Below are 18328 nucleotides of genomic sequence, written 5' to 3'. Positions count from 1 at the left end.
CGGCCTCTGGTTCGGAGAGAACACGCCGCGCCGGGCGCGGACGGTCTGCCGCCCAACGGGAAGCATCGAAAAATGCGTCTTCAGTGCTGTCCACATCGAACCTGCCCCTCATTCAGCCTGGCGCCTGCACCGGCCCACGCGAATCCGCTCTCTTCGGAGGTTCTCTTTCGCGCGTGATCCTTTCTAGAATACGAATTTGGCATGAATTGGGCGGCAAGCCGACCGTTTCGCTACCCGAATGGGGCAGCCGGTCCGGCCTGCCAAAGCCGGTTTGGCGGCGGCGGGTCCGCCCGCGCATCCGCAAGGGCGTTCCAGCGATGCGCGGCCGTCGCCTTCGAGAGATGGGACGCCCGCAAGAGGGCGATACCGCGCGCCCGGCCGACGGGCGGTCGGCTGCGGTCAAGTCATTGATTTCGGGCTTGGTTTCATGGTGCTGCCGGAGAGATTTGAACTCTCGACCTCTCCCTTACCAAGGGAGTGCTCTACCCCTGAGCTACGGCAGCCCCGTTCTGTGGGCGCGTCATTAGACGCAAACGCCGGGGCATGCAAGGGCAATCTGGACCCTTTTTTCGCCTTGGGATACACAGGGGCATGGCAGAGAAAAAATCTCCGCGAAATAACGCGAAAACCGGCCAGAGCCGCGACGAACGGCTGAAGGCCGCGCTCAAGGCGAATCTCGCCCGGCGCAAGGCGCAGGCGCGTGCGCGTGGTGCCGCGGGCAAGACAGGCAAGAGCGAGGATTAGGGCGAATGGATTCGATTCTGGTGACGGGCAACGGCCCTCTGAACGGGCAGATCCCGATCGCGGGGGCCAAGAATGCCTGCCTCACGCTGATGCCGGCGGCGATTCTCAGCGACGAACCGCTGACGCTGACCAACGCGCCGCGCCTGTCGGACATCCGCACCATGACGGCGCTGCTGGAATCGCTGGGCGCGGAGGTGCAAAGCCTTCAGGACGGCAAGGTGCTGGCCATGTCCGGCCACGACCTCAAGAACCTGACCGCGCATTACGACATCGTGCGAAAGATGCGCGCCTCGATCCTGGTGCTGGGGCCGATGCTGGCCCGCCACGGGCAGGCGGTGGTGTCGCTGCCCGGCGGCTGCGCGATCGGCGCGCGGCCGGTGGATCTGCACCTCAAGGCGCTCGAGGCGATGGGCGCGGAGATGGAGTTGCGCGACGGCTATGTGCATGCGCGCGCGTTGGGCGGGCTGAAGGGCGGGCAGGTGGAATTCCCCTTCGTTTCGGTCGGCGCGACGGAAAACGCGCTGATGGCGGCGACGCTGGCGCGCGGCACGACCGTGCTGAAGAACGCCGCGCGCGAACCCGAGATCGTCGATCTGGCCGAATGCCTGGTCAAGATGGGCGCGCGCATCGACGGGGCGGGAACCTCGACCATCACCATCGAAGGGGTGGACCGTCTGCACGGGGCAACGCATCCGGTGGTGACCGACCGGATCGAGCTGGGCACCTACATGCTGGCCCCCGCGATCTGCGGCGGCGAGGTGGAACTGCTGGGCGGGCGCATCGACCTGGTCCGTGCCTTCGTCGAAAAGCTCGACGCCGCCGGGATCGACGTGACCGAGACCGAGGCCGGGCTGAAGGTCAAGCGCCGCGGCGACCGGGTCAAGGCGGTGGACGTGGTCACCGAACCCTTTCCCGGCTTTCCCACCGATCTGCAGGCGCAGATGATGGCGCTGCTGTGCACCGCCGACGGGGTCAGCGTGCTGGAGGAGCGGATCTTCGAGAACCGCTTCATGCACGCCCCGGAGCTGATGCGGATGGGCGCCAGGATCGACGTCCACGGCGGCACCGCCACCGTGACCGGGGTTGAGCGGCTGAAGGGCGCGCCCGTCATGGCCACCGACCTGCGCGCCAGCGTTTCGCTGATCCTTGCCGGACTGGCAGCCGAAGGCGAAACGCTGGTGAACCGGGTCTATCACCTCGACCGGGGTTATGAGCATGTGGTGCGCAAGCTGGAAGGCGTCGGCGCCAGGATCGAACGGATCAAGGGACAATGACACGCGACGCGACATTCGAAGAAGGCCGTGAAGCGCCGCTTTATCTTGGCGCACTGGATGAAGATGATCTGAAGGTCATCGCCGCGCTGGTCCAGGACTCGGTGTTTCCGGTCACCGAAATCTCATGGCAGCCGAAACGCCGCCGGTTCGCGGTGCTACTGAACCGCTTTCGCTGGGAAGACGAAGACGCCGCGCGCCGCAGGGGCCGAGATTTCGAGCGGGTGCGGTCGCTGCTGGTGGTGGACAATGTGCTGAAGGTTGCCAGTCAGGGCGTGGATCCGCGCGACAAGGATCTGGTTCTGTCGCTGCTCGATATCGCCTTTCTGCCCGAGGATGACGGCGCGGGCGTGGTCCTGCTGACGCTGGCGGGTGACGGCGCGATCCGGCTGGATGTCGAGGCGCTGGAGGTCACGCTCAAGGACGTGACGCGCCCTTATCGCGCGCCTTCGGGACGTGCACCGCAGCATCCCCTGTAGGCGCGCGCCCGGCAGGCGGCTATCTAGCGGGTCAGATGCCGCGCCGCCTCTTTCCGCGCAAAGGCTTTCAGTCCCGCCCCGTGCGCCTGAAGAAAGGCGCGTGCCCGCGCGGGGTCGTGGCGCGACAGATCCCGCACCCACCAGGCGATTGCTTTCTGGATGAACCAGTCGCGGTCGGGGACATAGGCCGCCGCCCACCCCAGGATGCGGTCGCGCGCGGCAATGTCCTGCGGTTTGGGGTGGGGCATCCTGGCCCAGGGCAGAGTCGCCACCAGCGCCGCGCGCCGGGTCCACATGTGATCCGAACGGGTCCAGCCTTCGACCGCGTTCAACCGCTCCGGATCGGCCGCCAGCCGTCGCTGGATCGCGGCGCAGGCGTGATCGGCGATGGCCCAGCTGTCGAAATCCGGCAACCAGGATTGCAGCAGATCCCACACCGCGCCGTCGGGGCGGATGCGCGCCTGCGTCAGCATCTTGGCCGCGGCAATGCGCGCCTCGAAGATGTCCGTGCGCCACAGGCCGTCCGCGACGCGCACCCGGTCCGCCAGATCCAGCGACCGCCGCCATTGCGTGGCCAGCTCGTTCAGCACCGGGTTCGGCACGCCCAGATAGGTGCGCGGCACCTTGTGATAGGCGGCCTGTCCCTCGGCGCGGTCGGGGTCGGCATGGGCGCGGATCTGATCCAGATACTCTGTCGGCATGGGGCGGGCGCGCTCCTGTTCTGCATGAAGCCCGTCTTCTACCGCATCCGGCGCCCCGGTAAAGAGCGCGGGGCAGGCACCGGCGCGGCTTGTGCCGCCGGGCGGTGCGGTTTACACCACGGCAAACCGTGAACCACTGAGGGACAGCATGAGTATCGCATTCGTATTCCCGGGGCAGGGGGCACAGACCATCGGCATGGGCCGTGCGCTGGCCGAGGCCTACCCGCAGGCAAAGGCCGTCTTCGACGAGGTGGACGAGGCGCTGGGGGAAAGCCTCAGCAATCTGATCTGGGACGGCGATATCGAGACGCTGACGCTCACGCAGAACGCCCAGCCCGCGCTGATGGCGACCTCGATGGCGGCGATGCGGGCGCTGGAAGCCGAAGGTGTCCCGGTGACCACGGCCGCCTTCGTGGCGGGCCATTCGCTGGGCGAATATTCCGCGCTGGCCGCGGCGGGCGCGCTGAGCGTGTCCGATACCGCGCGGCTGTTGCGCACGCGCGGCCGGGCGATGCAAAGCGCCGTGCCGGTGGGAGAGGGCGCGATGGCCGCGATCCTGGGGCTGGATTTCGATACCGTCACCGCCGTGGCCGCCGAGGCCGCCCAGGGCGAGGTCTGCCAGGCCGCCAATGACAACGACCCCGCGCAGGTTGTGGTGTCAGGGCACAAGGCTGCGGTGGAACGTGCCGTGGACATCGCCAAGGAAAAGGGCGCCAAGCGCGCCGTGATGCTGCCGGTCAGCGCGCCGTTCCACTGCGCCCTGATGGAGCCCGCCGCGAAGGTCATGCAAGAGGCGCTTGCCGGGGTCGAGATCAAGGCTCCCGCCGTGCCGCTGATCGCCAATGTCCGCGCCGCCCCCGTGTCCGACCCCGACGAGATCCGGGCGCTGCTGGTCGAGCAGGTGACCGGTTCGGTGCGCTGGCGCGAAAGCGTTCTGGCGATGGCCGCCGCCGGTGTCTCCGAGGCCTGGGAGATAGGCGCCGGCAAGGCGCTATCGGGCATGATCCGGCGGATCGACCGCGTGATCGCCTGCCGCGCCGTGGGCACGCCCGACGAGGTCAGGGCCGCGGCCGCGTCGCTGAACGGCTGACCGGACCGGTTCATTGCAAATCACATGCGCCGCGTGGCGGCGCCGATCGGGAGAAAGGGAACGATGTTCGATCTGACGGGGAAAAACGCGCTGATCACCGGCGCATCGGGCGGTATTGGCGGGGCGATTGCGCGCGCGCTGCATGGGGCAGGGGCGACCGTGGGGCTTTCGGGCACGCGGGTCGAGCCGCTGCAGGCGCTGGCCGCCGAACTGGGCGAGCGCGCCCATGTCCTGCCCTGCAACCTGGGCGATGCCGAAGCCGTGGCGGCCCTGCCGAAACAGGCCGCCGACGCGATGGGCGGGGTGGACATTCTGGTGAACAATGCGGGCATCACCCGCGACAATCTGGTTCTGCGCATGTCGGACGAAGAGTGGCAGAACGTGCTGGACGTGAACCTCACCGCCACGTTCAAGCTGTGCAAGGGCGTGCTGCGCGGCATGATGAAGGCGCGCTGGGGCCGGATCGTGAACATCTCGTCGGTGGTGGGCGCCACGGGCAATCCGGGTCAGGCGAATTATGCCGCCTCCAAGGCCGGCATGGTGGGCATGTCGAAATCGCTGGCCGCCGAGGTGGCGAGCCGGGGAGTCACTGTGAACGCGGTGGCGCCGGGCTTCATCCGCACGGCGATGACCGACGCGCTGACCGACGACCAGAAGGACAAGATCAACGCCCAGATCCCGGCCGGCCGGATGGGCACGCCCGATGAGATCGCCGCCGCCGTGCTGTATCTGGCCAGCCCCGAGGCCGCCTATGTGACCGGGGCCACGCTGCATGTGAACGGCGGCATGGCGATGATCTGAGCCGCAATCCGCGTGCCGGCGGGAAAGCGTTTGCCTCCGTCGCCGTGTATGCTATAGGCGGCGCAGAGCGAATTGGCGCGGCCGCGGGGTCGCGCCTTGTCAAACCCGGGGTCGCCCGGGGCGGAACAGCCCGGCATCGGGCATCATCATGGCCCCCTGCGGGCCGGGCAGAAGCGGGCCAGGCGCCCCGAATTACGAGGAAGAGACATGAGCGACATTGCAGATCGCGTGAAAAAGATCGTTGTGGAACATCTGGGCGTGGAAGAGGACAAGGTGACCGAGAGCGCCTCGTTCATCGACGACCTGGGCGCGGACAGCCTCGATACGGTCGAGCTGGTCATGGCCTTCGAGGAAGAGTTCGGCATCGAGATTCCGGACGATGCGGCCGAAACCATCCAGACCTTTGGCGACGCCGTGAAGTTCATCACCGAAGCGTCGTAATCGGCGAACCACGGTTTTTTTCGGAAAGGCGCTTCCCGCGGGGAGGCGCCTTTATTGCATGTCTTTCGTGGCTTGCCGAGCCGCGCCCTTGCCCCGGTCGCCGATCTGCCCCGGGCGCCGGCTTATCCGGCACGCCGGCGCAAGACGGATGCAAAACGGCCCGTTCCGTGATTTCCGCCTCCTCCGCGTTATACTCCATTGCATGAGCGCGACAGCAGGGAGGCGAACATGATCATCTACCCCACGATCGAGTTGCAGAAGGGCCGGTGCGTGTCGTTGCGCCGCGGCCGTCTGGACGAACCGATGATCTGGCACGTGGATCCGGTGGCAACGGCGCGCGGCTTTGCCGAGGCCGGCGCCGAGTGGATGCACCTGACCGATTTCGACGCCGTCGAGGGCAGCGAAGCCAACGAGGAATTGGTCGAGGACATCATCCGCAAGGCCGAAATCCCGGTGCAACTGGGGGGCGGGATGCGAAGCCGCGACCGGATCGAGCGCTGGATCGACCGCGGGGCGGGGCGCATCGTGGTCGGCACGCTGGCGGCGCTCGAGCCGCATCTTGTGCGGGAGCTGGCCGAACATCACCCCGATCAGATCGTGCTGGCGGTGGACGTCTGGCGCGGGCAGGTGATGACCGAGGGCTGGCGCCAGACCGGGGCGTTGTCACCCGCTGCCTACATCGAGGCCTTCGGGGATACCCCCTTTGCCGGCATCATCGTCACCGATATCGACGCCGACGTGGATGAAGTGGATGGCTCACTGGGCCTGATTTCGGCGTTGGCCGAAATTGCTCGGGTGCCGGTGATCGCCAGTGGCGTGGTGCGCACGCTTGATGACATCTCCCGGTTGAAATACATCCCCAACATTGCCGGGGCGATCGTCGGGAGGGCCTTGTTTCAAAAGACGTTCAGCCTGTCCGAGGCGCTCCGCGCCGCCCGGGCCGAGGCCGAGCCGGTTGCCGATTTCTTGTGAAAAGGGGTACCGGTCACCGGTCAGGGATCGGGTCATGAAATCCTCAGGGATCGGGCGCGCTGCGCGCGTCGCGCGTCGCGATTTTCGCGCAGCAGCGCCAGAAGATCGCTGCGCGGCAGGGCGCTTTGAAACACGGCCCCGAAATAGAGGGTGTTGGACCAGACCACCCGCGCGCTTTTGCGGTGGCCGGAAAACAGAATATCCACGGACCGTTCGTCCGGCGAAAGCGGTCGGCCGATGAAAACCTTGGCCCCCATTTGCGAGATGTCCACCAATGTGCCGTTCACGAATCGGCCCGGACCGGTTCCGGGGAGCAGCACCGCGCATTCGATATGGCAGTAAAATCTTCGCCATCGTCGTTTTCTGACCGCTGTCCACTGATGGTAAATGCGGCCTCCGAAAATGGTGACCGGAACCAGGAGCAGGCCCAACACCACAAGCCAAAGGGGCGGTTCCGGGAACGCCCAGGCCTCCATCTGGCCGCGCGGGCGCGGCCGGTCGGCCGATGCCGTTGGCGAGCCGGCGCGGACCGCAGCCGGGGGAGACGCCGGAGCCGGGGCTCTTTCCGCAGGCAACGCCGGTCTTTCGGCCACCGATTCGGCACGAAAGGCCGGATCGACGTCGCATCGCAGCGAGTCCAGCAAGGCCCCGATCGCTTTCGCATGCAGGCGGATGCGGTCCGCGAGCCCAGGCGGCAGCGCGTTTTCGGCCGGGTTTTCCCGGCCGTCGGCGATGGCCTCATTCAGGTCGCGCAGGAACGCGGTGATCTTGGGGGCCTGATCGCTCAGCCCGGCCGCCGCCAGCCTGTCGTCGAGCTGGTCGATGGGAATCCCCTCGCGCAAGTCCGAGACAGCCGCCCCGTTGGCAGAGCCGTCAGAGGCGCTGCCGGTCACCACGAGGCTCGCATGATAAAGGCGCACCAGCCAGTCAAGGGACTGGCAGTCATGTTCGGCAAGACCCGTGACGGGTGTGACCGCAAGGACTGCGATGAATGTCAGATCTCGAATCACGGGCTGGATCCCTGAAGTGTCAGGGTGAGTTTTCGGATCCGGACCTAAGACTTGATTAAGCGCGCGCGGTTTTCCCGGTGCAGGCTGGCGCGTTTGGCGGCGGGCCGCGCGGCAAGGCGGCCCGTGCGCGATGCCCTTGCCCCCGCCGCCCCGGGCAGGTTAAGAGCGTGCGACGAATTTCAGGGCAAGAGGGCACTTCATGCGCAGAGTTGTCGTAACCGGGCTCGGGATGGTCACGCCGCTGGCCTGTGGAGTCGAGGAAACCTGGACGCGGCTGCTGGCCGGGCAGTCGGGGGCGGACACGATCAAGCGTTTCGACGCGAGCGAGGCGGGGCTGGCCACCACCTATGCCTGCGAAGTGCCGCGGGGCGATGGCAGCGACGGCAGCTTCAACCCCGACGACTGGGTCGAGCGCAAGGAACAACGCAAGATCGACGACTTCATCCTGTATGGCATCGCCGCCGCCGACATGGCCGTGCGGGACGCCGGCTGGACGCCCGAGGACGAGGCCGACCGGCTGCGCACGGGCGTGATGATCGGCTCGGGGATCGGTGGACTCAACTCGATCGCCGAAACGGCGGTGATGATCAAGGAACGCGGGCCCCGGCGCGTTTCGCCCTTCTTCATTCCCGGCGCGCTCATCAACCTGATTTCGGGGCAGGTCAGCATCCGTTACGGGTTCAAGGGGCCGAACCATTCGGTGGTGACCGCCTGTGCCACCGGCGCCCACGCCATCGGGGACGCGGCGCGGCTGATCCAGCATGGCGATGCGGACGTGATGGTGGCCGGCGGCGCCGAGGCCGCGATCTGCGAGGTCGGCATTGCAGGCTTCAACGCCTGCAAGGCGCTGAGCACCAGGTTCGGCGACAATCCGAAGGTGGCCAGCCGCCCCTATGACGCCGACCGCGACGGCTTTGTCATGGGCGAAGGCGCGGGTGTCGTCGTGCTGGAGGAATATGAGCACGCCAAGGCGCGCGGCGCCAAGATCTATGCCGAGGTTCTGGGCTATGGTCTGTCGGGCGATGCCTATCACATCACCGCGCCCAGCGAAGACGGCGAAGGCGGCGAGCGGGCGATGCGCGCCGCCGTGGCCGATGCCGGGATCGAGCCGGGACAGATCGACTATGTCAACGCGCACGGCACCTCGACCATGGCCGACACGATCGAACTGGCCGCGGTCGAACGCCTTCTGGGCGACGCGGCGGCCAAAGCCACCATGTCCTCGACCAAGTCGATGGTGGGGCACCTTCTGGGGGCCGCCGGCGCGGTGGAGGCGATCTTTTCCACCCTTGCCATTCGCGATCAGGTCGCCCCGCCGACGATCAATCTGGACAACCCCGCCGTCGAGTCGCCGATCGATCTGGCGCCGAACGCCAAGCGCGAGCGCGAGATCAACGTGGCCCTGTCGAATTCCTTCGGCTTCGGCGGAACCAATGCAAGCCTGATCTTCGGGAAAGTTCGCTGATGTGGCGGGCGCTTGCGTCCAATTTCATCACGATCCTGGCGGTGGGGCTGTTCCTGCTGGCGGGCGTGATCCTGTGGGGTAAGTCGCAATACACCGCCCGGGGGCCGCTGGAGGCCCCGATCTGCCTGCGGGTCGAGCGGGGGTCCAATCTGACCCGCGTCAGCCGCGAGCTTGAGGAACAGGGCGCGATCCGCAACGGCGCGATCTTTCGCATCGGCGCGAACTATTCGGACAAGGCCGACGATCTGAAGGCGGGCAGCTTTCTGATCCCCGAAGGCGCGTCCATGCGGGAGATCGTCGATACCATCACCCGTGGCGGGGCCAGCACCTGCGGCACCGAAATCGTCTATCGCATCGGCATCGCGCGAACCGAGGTTCAGGTGCGCGAAATGGACCCCGCCAGCCAGGCCTATGTGGAAAGGGCCGCCTTCGATCCCGGTGACGGGCAGGCGCCCGACATCTATCAGGCGAAACGGTCCGAGCCCGACACGCGCTTTCGCATCGCGATGGCCGAGGGGGTGACGACCTGGCAGGTGATCGAGGCGGTCAAGGCCATCGACGTGCTGACGGGTGAGGTCGGCGCGCCGCCGCCCGAAGGGATGCTGGCGCCCGACAGCTACGAGATCCGCCCCGGCATGACGCGCGAGGCGCTTCTGGCCGAGATGCAGAAAAGGCAGGCCGCGCGGCTGGCCGAGGCCTGGGAGAACCGTCAGACGGGGCTGCCGCTGGAAAGCCCCGAGGAACTGCTGATCCTGGCCTCGATCGTGGAGAAGGAGACCGGCGTGCCAGAAGAGCGCGCGCAGGTGGCCAGCGTCTTCGTCAACCGTCTGCGCAAGGGCATGCGCCTGCAGACCGATCCCACGGTGATCTACGGCCTCACCAAGGGCAAGGGGAGCCTCGGGCGCGGGCTGCGGCAGAGCGAGCTTCGCAAGGTAACGCCCTGGAATACCTATGTGATCGAGGGTCTGCCGCCGACCCCCATCGCCAATCCGGGCAAGGAGAGCCTCGAGGCCGCGGCGAACCCGGCGGATACGGACTATCTGTTCTTCGTGGCGGACGGGACCGGCGGACACGCCTTTGCCGCAACGCTTGACGAACACAACCGCAACGTCGCCGCCTGGCGCAAGATCGAAGCCGAAAGGAAGGCTTCGGACAACTGATCCGACACCCGCCGCGAGCGCCGCGGAACCGGGCCATCCGGGGAACGCGGTATCGCGGTCAGGCCGCGGTCAGTCGGGCCATGTCCAGATCGACAGCAGGTTTTGCAGTTGCGCGATCCTTTGTGCAGGCATGGCACCGGCAAGGGTCGTGGCCGGGTCGCCGACATGGTGGACCGCATCGACCCCTTCCAGCGGCAGCGGGGCGTTCAGCAACGAATCGCTTTGTACGACCAGCGCCAGCGCCTCGACATCCCGCCGCAGGATCAGCGCGGCGGCGCGGCCGGGCAGACCATCTACTGCCACCGGGATGTCCTCTCCGTCGGGGCCCAGCGTCACCGTGTCGCCGGTCAGGAACGCGGCCGTGCCGCCTGCTTTGAGCGTGGCGACCCAGGTCCGCGCGGCCTCCATTGCCCGTTCATCGCCAACGAAAACCTCGACCGGGATCCGCCCCGTTCCCTCCATCAGCCGCGAAACGTATTCGCCAAGCCGGCTGCGCGAGATGTCCCCGCCTCCCAGCAGGGGGGAAAAGTTCACCTCGTTGATCACCGCGCCGGTTTCGGTCCACGACGCCGAGATGTCGTCGGTGATGATGTCGATCCCGGCGACCTCCAGCTGGCACAGCCGCGCGGCCTGCAGCGCGACACGCAGGTTCTCGGGGTGGACGCAGTCCGTCACGTCCTCGTCCACGCCGCCCCACCGGGTGCTTTCGATCCGCCGGAGCGGCACGAAACGGCCCGCCTCGGGCACCGACTCTTCGGTCAGGCCGTTGGCGGCAAGCGCCCTGCGTGCCAGATCGTCGATGGGCCGGATCTTGCTGCGCTCCCACGGCAGCAGTTGCCGGTCCGCCCTGACCGCCGCGGCGACCAGTTGCGCCACGGTGGACGTGCCGTCGCCGTAAACGCCGATCGGCAGCCGCTTGACGGCATAGAGCAGTTGCCCGAAGGCGACGAACAGTCGGTGGCAGACGCCGCTGACCTGCCGTTCGACCAGAACCTGTTTGCCGGGCGAAAGCTCCAGCGCGGCCGATACCGCCGCGTCGATACGATCGGGGGTCACGTCCACCTCGACGCCTTCGCCGCGTTCCAGGTCGGCGGGCTTGACGACCACCGGCCATCCCAACTGCTCGGCCGCCGCTCGCGCCCCGGCCGTGTCGGCGACCACATGGTGAACCGGGGCGGGCAGACCCGCCTGGCGCAGCAGGGCCGTGGTGACGCGCTTGTTGGTGGTCAGTCGCACGGCAAGCGCGGGATCCGATGCGGTGCTGCTGCGGTTGATGATCTTCGCCTGTGCGCCCCAGCCGAGTTGATGGACATCCATGCCCAGATGGCGGAACGGGATGCCCTTCTGCCGCGCCGCATGCAGCACCGCCACCGAGGAGGTGTTGGTGCGGTTGCCCCGGGACAGGCGCGGCAGCGACTGGCGCCGGATCCGGTCCAACAGCCATTCGCGGTTTTCCTCGGTCGGCGGGCGCGCCGCCATCGCGCCGGCGCAGGATGTTGCTTCGCGCAGGGCCTGATCGATGGTGCCGGGAAAGAGGTTTTCCAGTCCGGGCAGCAGGACGAGGGTCTTCATGATCCCCTCGTCGTCGGGGTTCGGGCTGCACGCGATCAGGTGAAAGTGATCGAAACAGGGAAAGGCCGCCAGCAGCAGAATGTCGCGCGCAATGTCCAGAACATGCTGTATCCACGCCGCCTTGTCGGCGATGTCGGGCGGAAAGGTCAAAAGGTCCGCGCGCGGCGGGCAGGGAAAGGCCCGGCTTTCCAAGTGGGGCCGCCACTGCGTCAGCCGTTCGAGCCGGGGGGAGGCGGGTGGCTTGAACTTCAACGCCGCGACTCCGCGTCGCTTGTTGTCCGTGACCCTGGCCAGAATCGACACGAAATCGTCGGCGGTCGGCTGCGCTGGGGCGGTCCCGATTGCCAGCTTGTCCCGCAAGAGCCGGTCGAGTTCGCCCCGGATCACCTTGCCTTGCGGGTTGCGCGGCAGGGCATCGAGGATCAGGACGTGGCGCGGATACCGCACGCCCAGCCGCTCGCGCGCAAAGTCCCGCAGTTCCTGCTCGGTCGCGGTATGCCCGTCGGCAAGGACCACGGCGCAGACGGGAATGTCCTGACGAACGCGATGAGGCAGCGAGAACGCCGCCGCCTCGCGCACGGCGGGGTGTTCCTCCAGCGCGCCTTCGATCTCGACGGGGTATATGTTCAGTCCGTCGAGAATCATCATGTGGTCAGACCGGCCGCAATGGATCACCTGTCCGTCCTCTGACCAGGTGGCGAGGTCGCGCGGATAAAACCAGCCGTCGCGGAACCTGTCGGGCGAGGCGTTGCCGACATAGGCCTCGATCTGCCCCGGGCTTTGCACCCGGACCTGCCCGATCTGCCCCGGGGCGACCGGCGCGTCGTCGTCGACGACGATCTCCACTCTGTTGCCGGGGGCGGGCCGGCCGACCACGCCCCTGGCCGCGCGCAGGTCGTCGGGAAAGGCAAAGGTCACCGTGCCGGTTTCGTTGGTGCCGTAATTGATGTGAAGGTTGGCCTTCAGGTCGTCCCTGAGCCGGCGGCGCAGATCTTCGGTGACGGTCGAGGCGCCGATCGACACCATCTCGATCGCTGACAGATCGAAACCGGGGCGTCTGGCCGCACTGCGCAGGATCAGTTCGGCGTGCAGGACCGACAGGTGCAGGAAATCGGGACGCGCCCCTTCGATCGCCTCGGCGATGTCGGTTTTCTGGTCCCACGCGACGCAGGTCGCGCCGGCGGACAGGCTGCCCAGCATCCGGTCGATCGGCGTGGCAAAATACAGCGGCGATACCAGCATGAAGCGCCGGCCGGGACCAACCGGGAACAGGCTGGCAAGGGTCTGGTTCCGCGCCCGCAGCATGCGGTGGGTCAGCGGCATCAGGTGCGGTTTTCCGGTCGAACCCGAACCGGCGATGATCTGGCCGAACCCGTCGGGGTATTCGCAGAACAGTTCGTCGGCCGGGGTTCCGTTCTGGGTGCTTGCCGCATCGAACCCGAAGGACGGCACCGTGGCGCTGACGAAACGGCGGTCGTCGGTGAAGAGAAAGCCCGCGTCGGCTGCGGCAATCAGGTCTTCTCTTTCGCGGGCGGCAAGGTTCGGCGACAGCACGATAGGGGTCGCGCCCATGCGCATCGCCCCGAGCAGCGCGCAGGCCAGCAGAACCTGGTCCCGAAAGACGAGCGCGACCACCATCCCCGCGCGGGCGCCCTGGCGGTGCAGGTGACGGGCGGCGCCCCACACGGCGGAATCGAGGTCGGAAAAACCGACTTCGCGGTTCCCGACGATCAGGGCCGGACAGGCCGGATCGGCCTTTCCTGCGTCGAAGATATCGCAGGTGACATTTCGTTCCTTGGCGGACATGCTTCACCCCCCGCTTCGCGTCATGACCGCGCCAACGCGTCTGGGGACGTTGCGGCAGGCCAATGCATTTTCATTTGCGACCATTGTTAATCAAACCTCAAAGCGAGAATGGCGCGACAAATCGGCCGGGGCAACGATCTTGCCGGCCCAGGCGGAACAGGGCGCGCATCCAACCCGGCCGGCAGCCGTCGCCCGCCCGTGGAACGACGCCGCCAATGAAACGACGCAACTGGTCCGGGCTGATCGGCGGCCTTGTCCCCCATGAAACCCGGCGCCGAGCGATTTGGCGGCCCGAGCGAACGAAATCCGAGGGAAAGCACGAGGTCAGCGCCGGAAACGGGACAAGGCCCGCGATCGGGAAGCACCTGCGATCGAACCGAACCACTCGTGAGGCGCGCCGGCCCACGGGTTCGGCCCCAGGCCCAGAAACATGGTGCCCCGGCGATCGTCAGACCTCTGGCGCAGGCTGTGGTCAGGTCTCTTCTCCAAAGCATCGTCGCAGCTCATGCGAACCGGCGTGAGTTGCAGGAACCGGCGTTGAACCGCGCCGGGTCTGCCGGAGGCTGGTCGGTTCAAGTTGCGCGGCCATGGTCTGGGTTTCCATACCCCAGGCATGTTCACTTGACCTTCTTGCTTGACGATAACCATGGCCGACTCGATGGGCCGGCGGCCCTGGTTTCGGCAGGCCGGAGTTTCGGTGATGACTTTCACGGCAAATTGCCCCGTTTCAGCGACCGGGCAAGCAAGGTCGGTTTATTTGGCCGGTTCTTATCCCGCGCCTCCTTGAGAATCTCCACTTCAAGGCTGTTGCCCCCGAGTTGGCATTCAAGTTCCCGAATGCGGGATTTCATCTCCCGGTCGGTCTTGTTGCCGGTCACGCCGTCATCCCCCGTCTCGGCGATACTGCCCGCTCCAGCATCAGTTCGTGCCAGCTATACGGAAGATCGGGCGCCACAGCATTTCGGCGGGCATCATCGGAAATGCTCTTGCGGCCATACGGGGCCCCCACCACGATCCGAAGCTTCTCGGATGCGGCCCAACGCCGACGGCGGCCACCATCGGTGATGATTTCTATCCCGGACACAAGCACATGCCCAAGGTCGGCCTTGAGCCTTCTTGGGCAGGCCAAGGTGTCCGGTCATCATGGGGGACAATTCAAAGGTCAAGCGCCCACAGAGAAGGTGGGGTCAGGGCAACGCCTACGACAAACCGCACACGAGCAATCATAATCCTGTGCGATCAGGGGCGGTCCCTTGCTCCGGAAACGTCCTTTGCTCCAGATTGAATCCGGGGAGCAAGGGGATGACCGCAAGACGCGATACCGCATTCGACAGGGCGTTGGACTGGATCGGCGGGAAACTCGCTGCCCGCCTGCAAGAAGAATCCTCCGGCTACCGGCCGTTCACGCCCTCTGATTTCGACACATTGTGCCGTACGCTGCGCCCCGGTGACGTTGTCCTGGTGGAGGGGAACCAGCGTCTGGCAAATGCGATCAAGTATCTCACGCAATCGACCTGGTCGCATGCGGCCTTCTACGTGGGGGACGTGCTGAGCGCCCCGGCGGATGGCTCCGAACGTCCCCGACTCGTCGAGGTCAACCTCGGCGACGGCTGCATCGCGGTGCCCCTGTCGAAATACGCCACCTACAACACGAGGATCTGCCGGCCCGTCGGCCTGACCCCTGACGATCGGGACCGGATCGTCCGGTTCATGGTGGACAAGATCGGCCTGCGCTACGACATGCGCAACATCTTCGATCTGCTGCGCTATTTCTTTCCCACGCCGCCGGTCCCGGTCCGCTGGCGGCGGCGGATGCTGGCCGTTGGCTCCGGCGATCCGACCCGCGCGATCTGTTCCTCGCTGATCGCGCAGGCCTTTCAGTCCATAGGCTACCCGATCCTGCCCGACATCACCAAAGAGTGCGATGAATACGTCCAGCGCGAGATTTATCACATCCGCCATCACTCGCTCTTCGCGCCTCGTGATTTCGACCTGTCTCCGTTCTTCGCCATCGTCAAGCCGACCCTTGCCGACGGGTTCGACTACCGACGCCTGCAATGGGCCCATGATCGCAAAACGCCGGCCCGATAGCACTGGCGGCCGGCATCGCCCGCTGCTTCTTTTTTCTGGTCCGAAATACCCCCGCCGGAGGCAGCGCGGCGCAGCCGCGCTTCCCTGCGCGCCTTCGCGACTGGGCGAAGCGCTTGCGGCCCGGCGATCCGGGCGGTAAATGCCCCCTGACGCGATAAGAGGGTTTTTCCCATGTCGATTGACGAAAACACCGCCGCCAAGGTGGCCAAGCTGGCCCGCATCAAGGTCGAAGGTGACGCGCTGCCCGCACTGGCCGCGGAATTCAGCGCGATCCTGGATTTCATCGAACAGCTCGAGGAAGTCGATGTGGAAGGGGTCGAGCCGATGACCTCGGTCACCCCCATGCGGCTCAAGCGGCGCAAGGACGTCGTGACCGACGGCAACATGCAGGACAAGATCCTGTCCAACGCACCGGATGCGCGCGAAGGCTTCTTTGCCGTCCCGAAAGTGGTGGAATGACACGATGAGCGAGTTGAACAAGCTTGGGCTGGCCGAAGCCCGCGACCTGCTGCGCAAGGGCGAAGTGACCTCGGTCGAGCTGACCGAGGCATGCCTCAAGGCGATCGACGAGGCCGACGCTCTCAACGCCTTCGTCCACAAGACGCCCGAGATCGCGCTGGATCGCGCCCGCGCGGCGGACGAGCGGATCAGGGCAGGCGATGCGCCATCCATGTGCGGCCTTCCGATCGGGATCAAGGATCTTTTCTGCACCAAGGGCGTGCCAAGCCAGGCCGCCAGCCGGATCCTCGAAGGGTTCCGCCCGGAATACGAATCCACCGTGACCCAGCAGCTGCAGGATGCCGGGGCGGTCATGCTGGGCAAGCTCAACATGGACGAATTCGCGATGGGCTCGTCCAACGAAACCTCCGTCTATGGCAATGCCGTCAGCCCGTGGCGGCGCGGCAATGACGACACGCCGCTGACGCCCGGCGGCTCTTCGGGCGGTTCTGCCGCCGCCGTGGCCGCCGATCTGTGCCTGGCCGCCACCGGCACCGACACCGGCGGCTCGATCCGCCAGCCTGCGGCCTTTACCGGCATCGTCGGCATCAAGCCGACCTATGGTCGCTGCTCGCGCTGGGGCATCGTGGCCTTCGCCTCCTCGCTCGACCAGGCCGGCCCGATGACGAAATCGGTGCGCGACGCGGCGATCATGCTGCAGGCCATGTCCGGTCCCGACGACAAGGATTCGACCTCTGCCGAAATCCCCGTGCCCGATTTCGAGGCGATGCTGACCGGAGACATCCGCGGCAAGCGGATCGGCATTCCCCGCGAATACCGCATGGATGGCATGCCCGACGAGATCGAAACGCTCTGGCAGCAGGGCGCCGAGATGCTGCGCGATGCCGGCGCCGAGATCGTCGATATCAGCCTGCCGCATACCAAATACGCGCTGCCGGCCTATTACGTGATCGCGCCGGCCGAAGCCTCGTCCAACCTCGCCCGCTATGACGGGGTGCGCTATGGGCACCGGGCCAAGCTGGCCAAGGGCGATGGTATCACCGAGATGTACGAAAAGACCCGCGCCGAAGGCTTCGGCCACGAGGTCCAGCGCCGGGTCATGATCGGCACCTATGTGCTGTCGGCGGGCTTCTACGATGCCTACTACAACCGCGCCCGCAAGGTGCGCACGCTCATCAAGCGCGACTTCGAAACCGCCTTTGCCGACGGCATCGACGCCATCCTGACGCCAGCCACGCCCTCGTCCGCTTTCGGTCTGGGCGAAATGGCCGAGGAAGATCCGGTCAAGATGTATCTCAACGACGTGTTCACGGTGACGGTCAACCTCGCGGGCCTGCCCGGAATCTCGGTGCCTGCGGGGCTGGATGCGCAGGGGCTGCCTCTGGGCCTGCAACTGATCGGCCGTCCGTGGGAAGAGGGCGATCTGCTCAACACCGCCTACGCGCTGGAACAGGCCGCGGGGTTTGCGGCCAAGCCGGCCAAGTGGTGGTAGGACCGATGACCTTAAGGACCGAAAGGGGCGGGACGAAAGCCATGCGGGTTTTGGGAACGGTTATTGCTCTGGCGCTTGTTTCGGCCTGTTCTCCGCAGATCCCCGACAGCGCCGCAGGCGTGGAGTTCGACAATTCGCCTCAGGCCCAGCGCGCGCGCGAGGCGGCGCTGGCCGAGGGCACGTCGGTCAGCGGCGATCCCCTGATCCCGCCCGGGGTCATGTCATCCGAAACCATCGCGCCGGGGGCGTCGCAGCAGATGCCCCTGACGGCGGGGAGCAGTTCCACGGACGACGCCGCCGATATCGCGCAGGCCACGGCGGCGGCGCTGTCGGCCGCTTCGGGGAACGCGGCGGGGGCGGTCGCGCCCGATACGGCCAATCCCGGCCTGTCGGACGAAAACGACTTCTCCGCCGTCACGGCCCGGCGCTCCATCCAGGAAGACGCCGCGCTGATCGAGCGCAACAAGGCCAGCTACCAGCAGGTGCAGCCCACGCCCTTGCCCGCGCGCAACGGCGCGGCCACGCCCAACATCGTGGCCTATGCGCTTGGCACGTCGAACCCGGTGGGCAACCGGGTCTATTCGCGCTCGGGTTTCAATCTGGAAGCCAAGGCCCGGCGCAACTGCGCGAAATACCCCTCGCCGGATCAGGCGCAGATCGCCTTTCTCGCGGCGGGCGGCCCGGAACGGGACCGGCACGGGCTGGACCCGGACGGGGACGGCTATGCCTGCGGCTGGGATCCCGCCCCGTTCCGCGTGGTCGGCAACTGACGCG

16 protein-coding genes, 1 tRNA gene and 1 pseudogene are annotated in these 18328 nt (G+C 66.7%); 13 read left to right on the top strand and 5 right to left on the bottom strand.

The window, feature by feature from the left end; translation table 11 throughout:
* Positions 1–428: 428 nt before the first annotated feature.
* Positions 429–503, bottom strand: a tRNA-Thr gene (locus C4S70_RS09765).
* An 88-nt stretch (positions 504–591) separates the two neighbouring features.
* On the opposite strand from C4S70_RS09765, the gene C4S70_RS18815 reads away from it, so the two are divergent.
* Genes C4S70_RS18815 through C4S70_RS09755 form a run of 3 tightly spaced genes read left to right on the top strand, consistent with a single transcriptional unit; the run spans position 592 to position 2494 of the window.
* Positions 592–744, top strand: coding sequence for a hypothetical protein (locus tag C4S70_RS18815; RefSeq protein ID WP_200822749.1), 153 nt, complete (start codon positions 592–594; stop codon positions 742–744).
* A gap of 5 nt (positions 745–749) precedes the next feature.
* The gene (gene murA, locus C4S70_RS09760; protein WP_104007927.1) at positions 750–2018 is read left to right on the top strand and encodes a UDP-N-acetylglucosamine 1-carboxyvinyltransferase; all 1269 of its coding nucleotides are present in this window, start codon (positions 750–752) and stop codon (positions 2016–2018) included.
* On the top strand, positions 2015–2494 hold the full coding sequence (locus tag C4S70_RS09755; protein WP_104007926.1) for a DUF2948 family protein: 480 nt from the start codon (positions 2015–2017) through the stop codon (positions 2492–2494). The genes murA and C4S70_RS09755 overlap by 4 nt, the downstream gene beginning before the upstream one ends.
* Positions 2495–2517: 23 nt before the next feature.
* Here the strand turns inward: C4S70_RS09755 and C4S70_RS09750 are convergent, their stop codons facing one another.
* A complete protein-coding gene (locus tag C4S70_RS09750; RefSeq protein ID WP_104007925.1) occupies positions 2518–3195 on the bottom strand; it encodes a DNA alkylation repair protein in 678 nt (225 codons plus the stop codon).
* Between the two features lie 148 nt (positions 3196–3343).
* On the opposite strand from C4S70_RS09750, the gene fabD reads away from it, so the two are divergent.
* The 4 genes from fabD (at position 3344) to C4S70_RS09730 (ending at position 6499) form a co-directional block, all read left to right on the top strand.
* Complete coding sequence (gene fabD / locus C4S70_RS09745; RefSeq protein ID WP_104007924.1) at positions 3344–4285, top strand: ACP S-malonyltransferase; 942 nt, start codon at positions 3344–3346, stop codon at positions 4283–4285.
* Positions 4286–4348: 63 nt separating this feature from the next.
* Entirely contained in the window at positions 4349–5086 is a 738-nt protein-coding gene (gene fabG / locus C4S70_RS09740; RefSeq protein ID WP_104008071.1) for a 3-oxoacyl-[acyl-carrier-protein] reductase, read from the top strand.
* 207 nt (positions 5087–5293) lie between these two features.
* Positions 5294–5527, top strand: a complete 234-nt coding sequence (locus C4S70_RS09735) for an acyl carrier protein (protein WP_104007923.1) — start codon at positions 5294–5296, stop codon at positions 5525–5527.
* A 228-nt stretch (positions 5528–5755) separates the two neighbouring features.
* Positions 5756–6499, top strand: coding sequence for a 1-(5-phosphoribosyl)-5-[(5-phosphoribosylamino)methylideneamino]imidazole-4-carboxamide isomerase (locus C4S70_RS09730; RefSeq protein ID WP_104008070.1), 744 nt, complete (start codon positions 5756–5758; stop codon positions 6497–6499).
* A gap of 32 nt (positions 6500–6531) precedes the next feature.
* On the opposite strand, the gene C4S70_RS09725 is transcribed toward C4S70_RS09730, so the two are convergent.
* Positions 6532–7392 (bottom strand): PilZ domain-containing protein, encoded by an 861-nt coding sequence (locus C4S70_RS09725; protein ID WP_146064192.1) that lies wholly within the window; start codon positions 7390–7392, stop codon positions 6532–6534.
* Between the two features lie 316 nt (positions 7393–7708).
* On the opposite strand from C4S70_RS09725, the gene fabF reads away from it, so the two are divergent.
* Positions 7709–8974: a beta-ketoacyl-ACP synthase II gene (gene fabF / locus C4S70_RS09720; protein ID WP_104007921.1), complete on the top strand. Its 1266-nt coding sequence runs from the start codon at positions 7709–7711 to the stop codon at positions 8972–8974.
* Entirely contained in the window at positions 8974–10134 is a 1161-nt protein-coding gene (gene mltG / locus C4S70_RS09715; RefSeq protein WP_104007920.1) for an endolytic transglycosylase MltG, read from the top strand. Before fabF ends, mltG begins: the two co-directional genes overlap by 1 nt.
* 69 nt (positions 10135–10203) lie before the next feature.
* Here the strand turns inward: mltG and C4S70_RS09710 are convergent, their stop codons facing one another.
* Both C4S70_RS09710 and C4S70_RS19090 read right to left on the bottom strand, forming a co-directional pair.
* Positions 10204–13512, bottom strand: a complete 3309-nt coding sequence (locus C4S70_RS09710; protein ID WP_104007919.1) for an AMP-binding protein — start codon at positions 13510–13512, stop codon at positions 10204–10206.
* A 690-nt stretch (positions 13513–14202) separates the two neighbouring features.
* Positions 14203–14641 (bottom strand): annotated as a pseudogene (locus C4S70_RS19090) (transposase); the annotation flags it as partial.
* A 173-nt stretch (positions 14642–14814) separates the two neighbouring features.
* On the opposite strand from C4S70_RS19090, the gene C4S70_RS09705 reads away from it, so the two are divergent.
* The 4 genes from C4S70_RS09705 to C4S70_RS09690 all read left to right on the top strand — a co-directional run bounded on the left by C4S70_RS09705 (position 14815) and on the right by C4S70_RS09690 (position 18324).
* A complete protein-coding gene (locus tag C4S70_RS09705) occupies positions 14815–15603 on the top strand; it encodes a C40 family peptidase (RefSeq protein WP_104007918.1) in 789 nt (262 codons plus the stop codon).
* Between the two features lie 171 nt (positions 15604–15774).
* On the top strand, positions 15775–16062 hold the full coding sequence (gene gatC, locus C4S70_RS09700; protein WP_104007917.1) for an Asp-tRNA(Asn)/Glu-tRNA(Gln) amidotransferase subunit GatC: 288 nt from the start codon (positions 15775–15777) through the stop codon (positions 16060–16062).
* Between the two features lie 4 nt (positions 16063–16066).
* The gene (gene gatA / locus C4S70_RS09695; protein ID WP_104007916.1) at positions 16067–17554 is read left to right on the top strand and encodes an Asp-tRNA(Asn)/Glu-tRNA(Gln) amidotransferase subunit GatA; all 1488 of its coding nucleotides are present in this window, start codon (positions 16067–16069) and stop codon (positions 17552–17554) included.
* A 41-nt stretch (positions 17555–17595) separates the two neighbouring features.
* Positions 17596–18324 (top strand): hypothetical protein, encoded by a 729-nt coding sequence (locus C4S70_RS09690; RefSeq protein ID WP_104007915.1) that lies wholly within the window; start codon positions 17596–17598, stop codon positions 18322–18324.
* Positions 18325–18328: the final 4 nt, after the last annotated feature.

Origin of the sequence: Jhaorihella thermophila, from assembly GCF_900108275.1 — a bacterium.
GTDB lineage: Bacteria > Pseudomonadota > Alphaproteobacteria > Rhodobacterales > Rhodobacteraceae > Jhaorihella > Jhaorihella thermophila.
This window is presented reverse-complemented; position numbering and strand designations above follow the sequence as displayed.